Source organism: Vibrio sp. Vb1980, assembly GCF_033338615.1.
Lineage (GTDB): Bacteria > Pseudomonadota > Gammaproteobacteria > Enterobacterales > Vibrionaceae > Vibrio > Vibrio alginolyticus.
The window spans coordinates 1-15098 of sequence record NZ_JAWOSZ010000021.1 but is presented as its reverse complement, the minus strand read 5'-3'; the positions used below and the strand labels follow the sequence as shown (position 1 = coordinate 15098).

Genomic DNA, 15098 nt, shown 5'->3' with positions numbered 1-15098 from the left:
CTCTCCATGAGGGAGAGGTTTCATTTAACACTGCTTTGATAACGGAGACAAAGCTTAGTTTTTAACCTTTGTTACATAAGTCTAATTCTGTGTTTCAAGTGGCTTGTCTGATACATCAACCACCTGATGTGGGTCTTGCGAATCAAGCTTGATGAACAGAGCCAATAACCCCATCGCGGCCATGCCCCAGAACACAAGCGATCCCCAGTGCTCATAACCCCAGCCACTCAATACGGTCATTAACGCGATAAATGCGCCCAACGGAATCGCGTTATACAACGCTTGCAACGCTACGATCTTATTTTCTTCGGAGTTTTGGATATATTGGATCGCGGCAATGTGTGCGGTAGCGAAAGTCACACCATGCAATAGTTGAACAACCACCAAAGCAATAATTGATGTTGTCGACGCCGTAATACCCCAACGCATCATTACACCAACGGCAGCAGCAATAAACAGCGCGCGTATCGACCAACCTACGAATAAGCGCTTACTCAATGCAAACACTGCCACTTCTGCGGCCACTCCTAAGCTCCACAAGTAGCCAATGACATCTTCCGAGTGACCAGCGGCCTTCCAGTGAATCGCACTAAAGCCGTAGTAAGCCGCATGACTGCCCTGAATTAGTGACACCAACACTAAGAATTTTAGTATCGGCTTGTCGGTCAAAAGAGCGGTCAGCTTTGGACGTTCTGCGCTTTGCCCACCGTGCGTTACAGGCATTGGGTTAGTCGGTCGCATAGCAAACAGCAACGAGATAAACACGCCGAACATCGCAGTGTACAAGATCATATCGGAGCCAAATTCAGCCACCAGGTAGCCCACTGCCGTCGAGCCTGCGATAAAGGCGATCGAACCCCATAGCCGCGTGCGGCCATAATCGAGCATTTTCAGGCGAGCGTAGTAATTTGCCATCGCGTCCGACAACGGAATAATCGGTCCACAACAAAGATTGAACAACACTGTCGCTAGTGCCATTAACCAAAAGCTACCACCCGTAAAAAAGTGAAATCCAACAAAAAGGAGGGCAGCGAAACTCAACCAACGTAAAGCAGGCATAAGATGTTCGACTTTGTGTACTCGTGGGGTGATCACGATATTGGCAACACAACGTGTCGCAAGGCCTAACCCGACCAGCAAACCGATATCTGTCGAAGATACGCCCTGATCCTTAAACCAAAGTGACCAAAATGGCAGATACACGCCATACGCAAAGAAGAATCCGAGAAAGTACTGGGAAATCCAGCCATACGGAGAAGGTTTCAACATTACTAATATCCTAAAACGGGAACACCAACGTTCGAGCCGGGAATTATGGATCGCCATGCGTATTATAAAAAGGGAAGAATAAGAAACTTATCGTTTCCTCGATGGAATACTAACTTTGCGACATTTGGCATCTTCAAGCGAAAACATCGTAATTTAGACCAAAGTCGTCTGGCTTCCGGTAAGAAATTTGTCAGACTTAGAGAGTGTTCCTTCCATCATTATTGGGTGTTCTCATGCCTGACAAATTTAACATGCAATCTCCACCGTTCGATCGCTTAACTGAAGCACAACAAACGCGACTGCGATCGTCTCTGGACGTCGCCTACTATCGAGCTCGAGATGTTATTTTATCCTGCGGACAGAAGAACCCCCACTTACATATTCTGATCAAAGGCGCGGTAGAAGAGCGCTCCAACGATCAACAGGAAGTGTTCGCACATTATGCCAACGACGATATGTTCGATGTACGCTCGTTACTTGAAGACAAGGTACGTCATCACTACATCGCGCTTGAGGACACGCTCTCTTACCTACTGCCGAAAGAAGTTTTCCTTGCCCTTTACAACGAAAATGGCCAGTTTGCAGCCTATTTCGATAACAATTTATCGAAACGGCAAGAGCTCATCGAAGCGGCCCATCAACAGCAAAACTTAGCGGAGTTTATTCTCACTAAAGTTGACCGCAGCATTTATCACCCACCGATGATCCTTGAACCAAATACACCAATTCACGAGGTAACGCGTGCCTTAAAAGAAAATGGGATTGACGCTGCATTGGTTCAACTCCATGGCGATGATCCACGATTGGAAAAATGGCCATCAGCCCACCCGTACGCAATAGTGACTCGTACTAATATGCTGCATTCTGTGATGATAGATGGTTGCGCGCTCGACACACCAGTGGGTGAGATCGCGAGCTTTCCTGTTTATCACGTTGATGATGGTGACTTTCTATTCAACGCCATGATCACAATGACCAGAAATAGAATGAAACGCCTCATGGTATGTGAAGGCAACAGAGCCGTCGGCATGCTGGATATGACCCAAATTCTCAGCGCGTTCTCAACCCACTCTCACGTGTTAACGCTCAGTATTGCTCGAGCAAGCAGCGTGGAAGAGCTCGCTTTGGCCTCAAACCGCCAACGTCAATTGGTCGAGAGCTTATTGAAAAACGGCATCCGCACTCGCTTCATCATGGAGCTTATCTCAGCCGTAAACGAACAAATTATCGAGAAAGCGTTCGAGTTAGTGATACCACCAGCCTTGCACGACCATTGTTGCTTGATCGTACTCGGCTCTGAAGGCCGAGGAGAGCAAATTCTCAAAACCGATCAAGACAATGCCCTGATTATTCAAGATGGTTTGGAATGGCCTCATTGCGAACAAGTGATGCGATCCTTCACACACACCCTACAACAGCTCGGTTATCCACTTTGCCCTGGTAAAGTGATGGTTAACAACCCGAAATGGGTCAAAACACAGCAAGAATGGATAAGTACCCTAAACCACTGGATAGCTAAAGCCGAACCAGAACAAATCATGGACTTAGCTATTTTCAGTGACGCCCATGCTGTTGCTGGGAATTGCGAGCTGCTGGCTCCAATTGCGGCGCATCTTCGTGACACAATGAAAGATCGCATGTTGATATTGTCTGACTTTACTCGCCCTGCCTTGCAGTTTTCGGTGCCCCTAACTCTATTTGGCAACGTAAAAAGTGCTAAAGACGGATTGGACATTAAACGCGGCGGTATTTTCCCAATTGTACACGGCATTCGCGCCTTGTCTTTGGAGTATGCCATTGAAGAGAAGAACACGTTTGAACGCATTGAAGCTCTGAGAAATAAGCGCATCTTAGAATCCGAAACGGCAGATAATCTCAACGAAGCACTGAAATTGTTCTTTAAACTTCGTCTTAATCAGCAACTCAAAAAGCAAGAAGCGTTGAATAACATTGATATTAAACAACTGGATAGAACTGAGCGTGATTTGCTTCGCCACAGCTTACATGTGGTGAAGAAATTTAAGCAATTTTTAGGCTTCCATTATCAAATTCGTGATTAACCCTGATTTTCATAAATCACAGAGGCGTAGGCAATGAACTGGTTACAACGCAAATACTGGCATTACAAATTGAAAGGCTCGCCTTATCAGTCGCTGTTTTGCACGCCAGATAAAACAGAATACGTCTCTCTTGACTGCGAAACCACCAGCCTTGACCCAAATCGCGCCGAGCTGGTGACTATTGCAGCCACCAAGATCATCGACAACCGCATCATCACCAGTCAACCATTTGAAGTCCGCTTACGCGCGCCGCAATCGCTCGACTCAGGCTCGGTCAAGATCCATCGAATTCGCCACCAAGACTTAGTCGATGGCATCAGTGAAAAAGAGGCGCTGCTCGAGCTGCTCGACTTTATCGGCAACCGACCACTTGTGGGCTATCACATTCGTTACGATAAAAAGATCTTAGACCTTGCTTGTCTGCGGCAACTTGGCTTCCCACTTCCTAACCCACTTATCGAGGTCAGTCAGATTTATCACGATAAGTTGGAACGACATTTGCCGAATGCCTATTTCGACTTAAGTCTGGATGCCATTTGTAAACACCTCGAACTTCCTATCCAAGACAAACACGACGCCTTGCAAGACGCGATTTCTGCCGCTTTGGTCTTTGTCCGCTTAACGAAAGGCGATTTACCCAACCTAACCGCGCCGTATACATAAAAATCAGTTGACCTAGCTCCCAGAAATACTTTTGTTTCAGCGATTTCCCGGCGCTTCCATCACTCTCATCCTAAAGTCTAATTGTGGAAATACGCGCGGTGACTGACAGTTATAAGCACAACGTCGTCATTACCACGACCAAGTTATTTAGAACCAAAAAACAGCCCTACAAAAATATATTCAAAATCTTATCTAGATTGGTGTAAGGCCGAGAAATAAGGCACAAGGAGAGAAGCCATGAGCGAAGCCCACGTTTATCCGGTAAAAGAAAATATTAAAACTCATACACACGCGGATAATGATACTTACTTAGCCATGTATCAGCAGTCGGTAACCGATCCAGAGGGCTTCTGGAGCGAGCACGGCAAAATCGTTGATTGGATCAAACCTTTCACCAAAGTAAAAAGCACTTCTTTCGACACTGGCCATGTTGATATTCGCTGGTTTGAAGATGGCACACTGAACGTCTCGGCTAACTGTATTGACCGTCATCTTGCAGAACACGGGGACGACGTCGCCATCATTTGGGAAGGCGATGATCCAGCCGACGACAAAACACTCACTTTCAACGAACTGCACAAAGAAGTGTGTAAATTCTCCAACGCATTGAAAGAGCAAGGCGTACGCAAGGGCGACGTGGTGTGTCTATACATGCCAATGGTGCCAGAAGCCGCAGTGGCGATGCTCGCTTGTACCCGTATTGGTGCGGTTCACACCGTAGTATTTGGCGGTTTCTCACCAGAAGCACTATCCGGCCGTATCATCGACTCTGACGCTAAAGTCGTGATCACCGCTGACGAAGGCGTACGTGGCGGACGCGCTGTTCCACTGAAAAAGAACGTGGATGAAGCACTAACCAACCCAGACGTAAAAACCATCAATAAAGTCGTCGTGCTTAAACGTACAGGTGGTGATGTTGAATGGCATGAACACCGTGATGTTTGGTGGCACGAAGCAACAGCCAACGTTTCTGACGTTTGCCCACCAGAAGAGATGAAAGCCGAAGACCCGCTGTTCATCCTCTACACATCTGGCTCGACAGGTAAACCTAAAGGCGTACTACATACTACAGGCGGTTACCTCGTCTACGCGGCAATGACCTTTAAATATGTCTTCGATTATCAACCAGGTGAAACCTTCTGGTGTACCGCGGATGTGGGCTGGATTACAGGCCATACTTACCTAATTTATGGTCCACTAGCGAACGGGGCCAAAACCATTCTGTTTGAAGGTGTTCCAAACTACCCAAGCACGGCTCGTATGAGTGAAGTGGTTGATAAGCACCAAGTGAACATTCTCTACACTGCGCCAACCGCTATTCGTGCACTAATGGCAAAAGGTAACGAAGCGGTAGCAGGGACATCACGTTCAAGCTTACGTGTAATGGGTTCAGTAGGTGAGCCTATCAACCCTGAAGCGTGGGAGTGGTACTACAAAACGATTGGTAACGAGAGCTCGCCTATCGTTGATACTTGGTGGCAAACAGAGACCGGCGGTATCTTAATTGCACCACTACCAGGCGCAACAGACTTAAAACCAGGCTCAGCAACTCGACCATTCTTCGGAGTCCAACCTGCACTGGTTGATAACATGGGCAACATCATTGAAGAAACCACAGCAGAAGGTAACTTGGTGATCCTTGATTCATGGCCAGGTCAGATGCGTACTGTTTATGGCGACCACGAACGCTTTGAACAGACCTACTTCTCAACCTTCAAGGGAATGTACTTTACTAGTGATGGTGCTCGTCGTGACGAAGACGGCTACTACTGGATCACTGGCCGTGTTGATGACGTACTAAACGTGTCGGGTCACCGTATGGGTACCGCTGAAATTGAATCAGCGCTAGTGGCGCACCACAAGATTGCAGAAGCGGCGATTGTTGGTATTCCACATGACATCAAAGGCCAAGCTATCTACGCTTACATTACATTGAACGATGGTGAATTCCCGTCAGCTGAGCTGCACAAAGAAGTTAAAGATTGGGTGCGTAAAGAGATTGGTCCAATCGCGACACCAGATGTACTGCACTGGACAGATTCCTTACCGAAGACTCGTTCTGGTAAGATAATGCGTCGAATCCTGCGTAAGATTGCAACGGGCGATACAAGCAACCTCGGAGACACGTCAACGCTTGCCGATCCGAGCGTGGTAGACAAGCTTATCGCAGAGAAAGCAGAATTGGCATAAATTCAACCAACTGTTTTAAAAGCACTTTAAAAACCGCCATCACTCATGGCGGTTTTTTGCTTTAGTGCACAAATTGGCCACAAAAAAAATATGGCAATTATGTTGTTTTTGTTAACTTGGTTACAGAAACGAGAGTGGCTATTAGGAGATTAGACCAGTAAATTGCTGCTAATTGCTATGAATTAGCTATAATCTTGGTCGATTTTTTAAAATTTGCTCGGTTTTAACAAAAAAATCGTGCTGAACTATCGTATATTTGGGAATATAAACGTTCCACTCACGATAAGGGAAGATAGCAACACAATGTCTGCAAAGTCACGGATTCTTGTTCTAAACGGACCAAATCTTAATCTATTGGGTCTGCGCGAACCGACACACTATGGTCACAGTACCTTAGCTCAAGTTGTGGATACTCTTACAGAGCAAGCCCATAACGCTGGGGTAGAACTGGAACACCTACAATCAAATCGTGAGTACGAACTGATTGAAGCCATTCACGCTGCCTATGGCAAGATTGACTTCATCATCATCAATCCAGCGGCTTTCACTCATACTAGTGTGGCGCTGCGAGATGCATTACTTGGCGTCGCCATCCCATTTATTGAGGTGCACTTATCAAATGTGCACGCACGTGAACCATTCCGTCATCACTCTTATCTGTCAGATAAAGCAGAGGGTGTGATTTGCGGTTTAGGCGCACAAGGTTATGAATTTGCTCTGTCTGCAGCGATCAATAAGCTACAGGCAAAGTAACCCTAACACTCTGCAACCCTACGAGGGTTGTCTTAATCACAAGATAAAAGAGAAAGAAAAGATGGATATTCGTAAAATCAAGAAGCTAATTGAGTTAGTTGAAGAGTCTGGCATTGCTGAGCTAGAGATCTCTGAAGGTGAAGAGTCAGTGCGCATCAGCCGTCATGGCACTGCAGCTCCTCAAGCACCAATTCACTACGCAGCAGCTCCAGCGGCGGCACCTGCTCCAGTAGCAGCGGCACCAGTAGCGGAAGCGCCAGCAGCAGAAGCTCCAGCAGCAACACCTGCAGGTCACCAAGTTCTTTCTCCAATGGTTGGTACTTTCTACCGCTCTCCAAGCCCAGACTCTAAAGCATTCGTAGAAGTGGGTCAGAAAGTAAATGCTGGCGATACTCTATGTATTGTTGAAGCAATGAAAATGATGAACCAAATCGAAGCGGACAAATCTGGCGTTGTTACAGCAATCCTAGCTGAAGACGGCCAACCAGTTGAATTCGACCAACCTCTTGTTGTAATCGAATAAGCGGGGCTTGCCTTATGCTAGACAAAGTAGTCATCGCGAACCGAGGTGAAATTGCACTTCGTATTCTTCGCGCTTGTAAAGAATTAGGTATTAAGACCGTCGCTGTTCACTCAACAGCGGATCGCGATCTTAAGCACGTACTACTCGCAGACGAAACCGTATGTATCGGCCCTGCTCGTGGTATCGACAGCTACCTAAACATTCCACGCATCATTTCTGCAGCAGAAGTGACTGGTGCTGTGGCTATCCACCCAGGTTACGGCTTCCTGTCTGAGAACGCAGACTTCGCAGAGCAAGTTGAGCGCAGTGGTTTCATCTTCGTTGGCCCAAAGGCAGACACTATCCGCCTAATGGGCGATAAAGTATCTGCTATCAATGCAATGAAGAAAGCAGGCGTTCCTTGTGTACCGGGTTCTGACGGCCCTCTAGACAATGACGAAGAGAAAAACAAAGCATTTGCTAAGCGCATTGGTTACCCAGTAATCATCAAAGCATCTGGCGGCGGCGGCGGTCGTGGTATGCGTGTTGTTCGCGCAGAGAAAGACCTTATCCAAGCTATTGCAATGACACGTGCTGAAGCAAAAGCGGCGTTCAACAATGACATGGTTTACATGGAGAAATTCCTAGAAAACCCTCGTCACGTTGAAGTTCAGGTTATTGCTGACGGTCAAGGCGGCGCAATCCACCTTGGTGAGCGTGACTGTTCAATGCAACGTCGTCACCAAAAAGTAGTGGAAGAAGCTCCAGCACCTGGTATCACCGAAGAAATGCGTAAGTACATCGGTGAACGCTGTACTCGTGCATGTATCGAGATCGGTTACCGCGGCGCAGGTACGTTTGAATTCCTATACGAGAACGGTGAGTTCTACTTCATCGAAATGAACACTCGTATTCAGGTAGAGCACCCAGTAACAGAGATGGTTACTGGCATCGACCTAATCAAAGAACAGCTTCGCGTTGCAGCGGGTCAGCCTCTGTCATTCACTCAAGATGATATTAAGATCCGTGGCCATGCGATTGAGTGTCGTATCAACGCAGAAGACCCTGAGCGCTTCCTACCATCTCCGGGTAAGATCGAGCGTTTCCACGCTCCTGGCGGTATGGGTGTACGTTGGGAATCTCATATCTACACAGGCTACACAGTACCACCTCATTACGATTCAATGATTGGTAAACTGATCACTTACGGTGAGAACCGTGATGTAGCGATTGCACGTATGAAGAACGCACTGGGTGAGATGATCATCGAAGGCATCAAAACTAACGTGCCACTGCAATTCTCCATTATGAATGACGAAAACTTCCAACACGGTGGTGCAAACATCCACTACCTAGAGAAGAAGCTTGGCTTACAATAAGCCTAAGCAAACGTCTTAAAAAATGCCCACTCCCGTGGGCATTTTTGTTTTATATGTACGCGAAGGGCTCAACATATAAATCGGCTTATTTGGGTATATACTCAAACAAATCGTAGAGTTCTGGTAAACTCTGCGCCACTTCATTCACTTTAAGAGCAAAAACCAATGCCTTGGATTCAAATCAAACTCAACGCGACCAATGAAAACGCTGAGCAAATCGGCGATATGCTAATGGAAGAGACTGGCGCGCTGTCTGTTACATTCTTAGACGCGCAGGATACACCTGTATTCGAACCTCTACCTGGCGAAACTCGCTTATGGGGCGATACTGATATTCTGGCACTGTATGATGCAGAAGCAGACACTAACTTCATCATCGACCAAATTAAAGCGAGCAATATGCTGGCTGACAATTTTGCTTACAAAGTAGAACAGCTTGAAGATAAAGACTGGGAACGCGAATGGATGGAAAACTTCCACCCAATGAAATTTGGTGAACGCTTATGGATTTGTCCAAGCTGGCGCGACATTCCAGATCCTGACGCTGTTAATGTTATGTTGGATCCAGGCCTTGCATTCGGTACGGGTACTCACCCTACAACAGCACTTTGTCTTGAGTGGCTAGAAAGCATGGACTTAAGCGGTAAGACCGTTATCGACTTCGGTTGTGGCTCAGGTATTCTTGCGATCGCAGCGATCAAACTGGGCGCTGAAAAAGTGATAGGGATCGACATTGATCCTCAAGCCCTGCTTGCTTCAAAAGACAATGCTGAGCGTAATGGCGTTGCAGACAAACTAGAAGTTTACTTACCGCAAAATCAACCAGAAGGTCTCGTCGCTGACGTCGTTGTGGCCAACATCCTTGCGGGACCTTTACGTGAACTTGCACCTATCATCAAAGGACTAGTTAAGCCAAATGGCGACCTTGCAATGTCTGGCGTATTAGACACTCAAGCTGAAGATGTTGCGAACTATTACCGTGACGAGCTTCACATTGACCCGATTGTTGAGCAAAGTGAATGGTGTCGCATCTCTGGTCGTAAGCAAGGCTAGACAAGGTTTTCAGAGCTAATTGTTTGAAATTCATACAATTTACAAAAACAATTTGTAAATGCTCAAATATTAGTCTTTTCACGCAGTGAAAAAATGCGTAAAATGCGCGCCCTTGCTGGTACAGAACTGTGATGACGTTTTGAAAATCGGAAACTATCAACTTAAGAACAATCTAATCGTAGCCCCTATGGCTGGTGTAACGGATAGACCGTTTCGCGAGTTGTGTCTTCGCTATGGTGCGGGAATGGCCGTCAGTGAAATGATGTCTGCTAACCCAAAACTATGGGGAACGTCAAAGTCGAAACAGCGCATGGTACACGAGGGCGAATCGGGCATTCGCTCTGTACAGATTGCGGGTTCCGATCCACAGCTTATGGCGGACGCAGCTCAATTCAGTGTTGAGAACGGTGCACAAATCATCGACATCAACATGGGCTGCCCGGCAAAAAAAGTGAATAAGAAGCTAGCGGGCTCTGCTCTGCTTCAATACCCAAACATTATCGAAGAGATTTTGAAAGCGGTCGTGAATGCAGTGGACGTTCCTGTAACGTTAAAGACTCGAACTGGCTGGGATACAGACAACAAGAACTGTGTCCAGATCGCTAAGTTAGCCGAAAACTGCGGCATACAAGCTCTTGCTCTGCATGGCAGAACGAAAGCATGTATGTACAAAGGTGAGGCCGAATATGACAGCATTAAAGCGGTAAAAGAGGCGATTTCAATTCCGGTTATCGCGAACGGTGATATCGATAGCCCGGAGAAAGCCAAATTTGTACTGGAGTACACCGGTGCGGACGCTTTAATGATTGGACGCCCTGCCCAGGGTCGTCCTTGGATTTTCCAGGAAATCCATCACTATTTGGAAAACGGCACCACAATGGAGGAACTTCCAACTGAGGAAGTGAAAACCATTATGCTTGGTCATGTAAATGCTCTGCATGAGTTTTATGGGGAGTTCTTAGGTCCACGTATCGCGCGTAAGCACGTTGGGTGGTACCTGAAAGAGCATGAACAGGCAAGTGAGTTTCGCCGTACCTTCAACGCTATCGACGCAGCTCCGCTGCAAATTGAGGCGTTAGAAGGTTATTTTGATAACGTTGCATCATAATTAAGAGAAGAGCTAGACCGAATATGTTCGAACAAAATCTGACTTCAGAAGCATTAACAGTAACTACAGTAACGTCACAAGACCAGATTACTCAGAAGCCTTTACGTGACTCTGTTAAAGCGTCTCTTAAAAACTACCTTGCTCAACTAAACGGCCAGGAAGTAACAGAACTATACGAATTAGTTCTAGCTGAAGTTGAACAGCCACTATTAGATACTATCATGCAGTACACTCGCGGTAACCAAACTCGCGCAGCAACTATGATGGGTATCAACCGCGGTACTCTTCGCAAGAAACTTAAGAAATACGGCATGAACTAAGACCGGCTTTCAAAAAGTATTTGGAACAAGCCGTTACCTTTTTAGGTAACGGCTTTTCTTTATCTACTAAAACACTACGAATAACGCTCACTTTGTTCAGCATTACCAACTGGCTTTAATATAACTACCGCTGAGCCAAACAATAACAAAGCCACGACAGCGACCCATTCACTACCTACAGAATAAGCAAAGCCCGCCAAGGCAGACCAAATCGCGACACCAAAGTGCATCATACTCATTCCAGAAGACATCAGCACACCTCGATGTTCATCAGATAAGCTTGCTATATGTGCTTGTAACGCCGGAGAGCCTACCCCTCCAGCAAGAGACCAGAGCACTAGAGCTGGAAGATAAGCGGTCACCGTACTCATCTCATTTGAGAACACCCATGCACTGCAAGGTATGCACACCATTAAAGCCACTCGCATAACGGCTCGAGAGCTACCAAGCCAACGGCAAGCTCTCCCCACACACATATTTCCAACCACACTAACGATCCCTAGAGCAGCATAAATAGCGCCCACCCAACCGAGCGCCAACTCGCTGGTATCTCGAATATGGAGGCCTATCAGGTTAAATACACCAATACCTCCCCCTAGGCCTAAACACATCGCTAGAATCGCTCTCAACGCGCCTGGAAGATGAATGACGTCTGCGATAGGTGGCAGAGTATCTGACTTCTTGGACTCATTATGCTTGTTGTTCATGAACACTACGCTCATGGCACTGACAAGAAGAGCCGCAACGCCCAAAATAATAAAAGCGGCACGCCATGATAAAAGCTGGGTCAACAATGCTCCGATCGCCGGGCTGGTTATCATACCTAGCGTTAATCCCGCCTGAACCATCACAATTTGACGCATCGCTCTATTACCCTTCGCGTCTCCCGCTAACGCGAATGCAATTGGCAACATGCCTGCACTTGCAATACCAGTGATCACTCGAGTTGCAATAGCAAGTTCAAAATCATGAACTATGCCCGTCGTAATAGACGCAACCCCAAATACAAAGCAAGCAGGCACCATGATTCGAATACGCCCAACTCGGTCTGATAAACGGCCCAAGTAAGGAGCGAAAATTGCTATGGCTAAACTATATGCCGTAATAAATAAGGTCACCTGACTCGGTTGAACACTTAAATCATTTCCGATAGGTTCAAGAATAGATCCAAGCATCAACTCATCAGCACCAACAAGAAAAGCAACGAGAAATAGGATCATGGACTGCATCATAGCTCCACCTCCTGTTCTGTTTTCGATTCAGCACAAGTGAGCAACGAAATATCTAAAACTCTATCAGGCCAAGATTGCAAAAATGCCTTCTCATGAGATACCACAATCACGCTACCGGAAAAGCGCTGGAGAGCCTCTTTAAGCGCATTTTTGCTGCTGCTATCCAAATGTATTGTTGGTTCGTCCAACAGCAAAACATTGCACTTCTGAACCGATAAACAACACAGTTTCACCCGAGTTTGCTCACCACCGCTCAATGTATCTAAGTGGCGCTGCGTCTTATCCCCCGTAATCCCAAAGCGAGCTAATAGCTTGCGTGACTCTTTGCTTGAGATTGTTGGCGCACAAGAGCACAGCTCCTGTTCAGGCGTGTTCTGAGGATGGCGCCAAGACAAATCTTGAGAAAAATAACCAATTATTGCACCTTTTGCCAATACCACCTCACCAGAGAGTGGCTCGATCTCCCCCATCAGGGTTTTAAGTAAGGTCGACTTACCCACGCCGTTAAAGCCAGCAACAACCAACTTTTCCCCGCGCGCTAACGTGATATCAAACACTGGAAGCAGAGGCTGCTGATAACCGATCATCAACGCTTTTGCGTCAATCACATTCGGTTGCCCAATGGGCTGGTAAGCAAAGTCAAACATCGATACTTTCTCTACATTATTCAGTTGAATACGTTCGATTTTATCCAGTTTTTTCTTACGCCCTTTAGCAAGACTCGCGTTAACTCCAGCGCCATTTTTGGCAATAAATTGCTCTAACTTTCGAATTTCATTTTGCTGAGCCTTATATTGCTTTTCTATCAAAGCACCATCGTGATGCTTTTGCTGCATTGCTTTGACATAAGTGCCGCTGTATTTTCGAACCGTTTGATAATCAATATCACAAATACTGGTCGCTACTTGATTAAGGAAATCAACATCATGAGAAACCAGTAAAACGGTGCCAATGTAATCATTGAGAAACGTGACTAGCCATTCAATGTGCGGAGCATCAAGATAGTTTGTCGGCTCATCAAGAATTAACACATCGGGGTTGCGAAGTAACAACCTGCCTAAAAGGACTTTGTGTCTTTGACCGCCACTTAGCGAGACAAGCGGTGTATCTAAGCCAAATTGATAAATGCCAAGACCTACAGCAACTTGTTCAATTTTGGTATTAATTGCATAGAAGTTTTCATCTTCTAAATATGCCTGTAGCCGAGCGACTTGGCTTAAAAGAGATGTAGAGTGAGACTCGGTCATCGCATGATACAAAGTCCAAAGCTTTTGCTCTGCAGCGTATAAACTCTCAAAAGAGCCCTTTAAACACTCATGAACTGTCAGCACATTATCGATCTTAAAATGTTGTTCTAAATACCCTACCTCAAGGCTTGGTAACCATTCAATGCGGCCCTTATCTGCAGATAATTCACCGAAAAGCAGTTTCAATAAGGTGCTTTTTCCAACACCATTCGCTCCGGTGATACCTACTTTCTCTCCCACGTTAATACGAAAGGTCACGTTGTTGTATAATGTCTTATCGGCTATCTGATAAGACAAATTTTTAACTTGTAAAATACTCATGTTTTCAACCAAATAAAAAAGGGCCGGTGATCAATACCGGCCCTTATTTCAATACTGGGAAATGCTTTGTAGCTGCTTAACAGATACAAAAAGGCCGATGATGAAATATCACCGGCCATCTCTTCTCTTTTATCAGGTGTACAAGCACCTGCGTATAACTTCAGCGAAGCTACCCACACATAAAACACCTGATGAAGATTAATTTAAGACTCCGAGCAACACTTCATCGCGTTTTTTGCACGGAGTTCAGCCTTCTTACAAAGCTTTTAAACAAGAGATATAACATGATTTACTGTCGAAAAAATATTCGATGTGAAGCGTACACCTTTAGAATAAAAAGTACCAGATAATTATTAAAAACTATCGTGACTTAGACGAAGATCCACTGAAAGAAGACCTTTCCTCAGTCAATGTGCTAGGTGAACGACTTACTCAGCAAACACAGCTATGAAAGCACCTATACCGCTCACGTTATACGTACGTAGTGGTGGCTTTGAAGGTTGGAGAGGGTTAGAGGGAAGAAGTAGCGAATATACTTTAAGACACTGGCTTAAATAGATCGACAAAACAAAATCCATGTTTGGAAAGTTTTAAATGCGCTGAGTTTATATTAATAAGCGCCTATGGCTAAATCAAAACATCTAAAGCAGAGAAATCTCCCCCGAAAATAACATAACCTATTGAATAAATTTTCCAGGTAATAATAAAGGAAGCTTTGGTAAGTTAAGCACAGGGGCTCAAAACTAGCGCTCGAGACTGCAGAAACCACACAAAACTGCGTTCCACTTCACTCATAACAGGGCTTAGAAAGCATCGCCAGAGGGAAGCCGGCCTCTCGATGCAAGGTTTCAATATGAAAGTGGGTTTAAGGTAAGTCGGGGAACCGAAACAAAAAAAGCCTCAGTCTTTCGACTGAGGCTTAATATAAGTGGCGGAGTGGACGGGACTCGAACCCGCGACCCCCGGCGTGACAGGCCGGTATTCTAACCAACTGAACTACC

General features: G+C 45.9%; 12 protein-coding genes. 9 read left to right on the top strand and 3 right to left on the bottom strand.

Annotated features, from left to right (window positions below):
- Positions 1-81: 81 nt before the first annotated feature.
- Entirely contained in the window at positions 82-1269 is a 1188-nt protein-coding gene (locus R7F64_RS21545; protein ID WP_042523701.1) for a 3-phenylpropionate MFS transporter, read from the bottom strand.
- A gap of 233 nt (positions 1270-1502) precedes the next feature.
- Between R7F64_RS21545 and R7F64_RS21540 the strand changes: the two genes are divergently transcribed.
- From R7F64_RS21540 to fis, 9 genes are all read left to right on the top strand, one after another.
- Entirely contained in the window at positions 1503-3329 is a 1827-nt protein-coding gene (locus R7F64_RS21540; protein WP_054577284.1) for a DUF294 nucleotidyltransferase-like domain-containing protein, read from the top strand.
- Between the two features lie 33 nt (positions 3330-3362).
- On the top strand, positions 3363-3992 hold the full coding sequence (locus R7F64_RS21535) for a 3'-5' exonuclease (RefSeq protein ID WP_005382363.1): 630 nt from the start codon (positions 3363-3365) through the stop codon (positions 3990-3992).
- 237 nt (positions 3993-4229) lie between these two features.
- The gene (acs, locus tag R7F64_RS21530) at positions 4230-6182 is read left to right on the top strand and encodes an acetate--CoA ligase (protein ID WP_054577285.1); all 1953 of its coding nucleotides are present in this window, start codon (positions 4230-4232) and stop codon (positions 6180-6182) included.
- Between the two features lie 303 nt (positions 6183-6485).
- Complete coding sequence (gene aroQ / locus R7F64_RS21525) at positions 6486-6935, top strand: type II 3-dehydroquinate dehydratase (RefSeq protein WP_005382360.1); 450 nt, start codon at positions 6486-6488, stop codon at positions 6933-6935.
- 61 nt (positions 6936-6996) lie between these two features.
- A complete protein-coding gene (gene accB, locus R7F64_RS21520) occupies positions 6997-7458 on the top strand; it encodes an acetyl-CoA carboxylase biotin carboxyl carrier protein (protein WP_005386355.1) in 462 nt (153 codons plus the stop codon).
- A gap of 14 nt (positions 7459-7472) precedes the next feature.
- Entirely contained in the window at positions 7473-8816 is a 1344-nt protein-coding gene (gene accC, locus R7F64_RS21515; protein ID WP_005382509.1) for an acetyl-CoA carboxylase biotin carboxylase subunit, read from the top strand.
- Between the two features lie 165 nt (positions 8817-8981).
- Positions 8982-9869: a 50S ribosomal protein L11 methyltransferase gene (prmA, locus tag R7F64_RS21510; RefSeq protein ID WP_005382507.1), complete on the top strand. Its 888-nt coding sequence runs from the start codon at positions 8982-8984 to the stop codon at positions 9867-9869.
- A 139-nt stretch (positions 9870-10008) separates the two neighbouring features.
- Complete coding sequence (gene dusB, locus R7F64_RS21505; RefSeq protein ID WP_005382505.1) at positions 10009-10977, top strand: tRNA dihydrouridine synthase DusB; 969 nt, start codon at positions 10009-10011, stop codon at positions 10975-10977.
- 23 nt (positions 10978-11000) lie between these two features.
- On the top strand, positions 11001-11297 hold the full coding sequence (gene fis / locus R7F64_RS21500) for a DNA-binding transcriptional regulator Fis (RefSeq protein WP_000462885.1): 297 nt from the start codon (positions 11001-11003) through the stop codon (positions 11295-11297).
- Positions 11298-11371: 74 nt separating this feature from the next.
- On the opposite strand, the gene R7F64_RS21495 is transcribed toward fis, so the two are convergent.
- Together R7F64_RS21495 and R7F64_RS21490 are read right to left on the bottom strand one after the other, a co-directional pair.
- Entirely contained in the window at positions 11372-12529 is a 1158-nt protein-coding gene (locus R7F64_RS21495; protein ID WP_047104280.1) for an MFS transporter, read from the bottom strand.
- The gene (locus R7F64_RS21490) at positions 12526-14097 is read right to left on the bottom strand and encodes an ABC-F family ATP-binding cassette domain-containing protein (protein WP_047104282.1); all 1572 of its coding nucleotides are present in this window, start codon (positions 14095-14097) and stop codon (positions 12526-12528) included. The genes R7F64_RS21495 and R7F64_RS21490 overlap by 4 nt, the downstream gene beginning before the upstream one ends.
- Positions 14098-15098: the final 1001 nt, after the last annotated feature.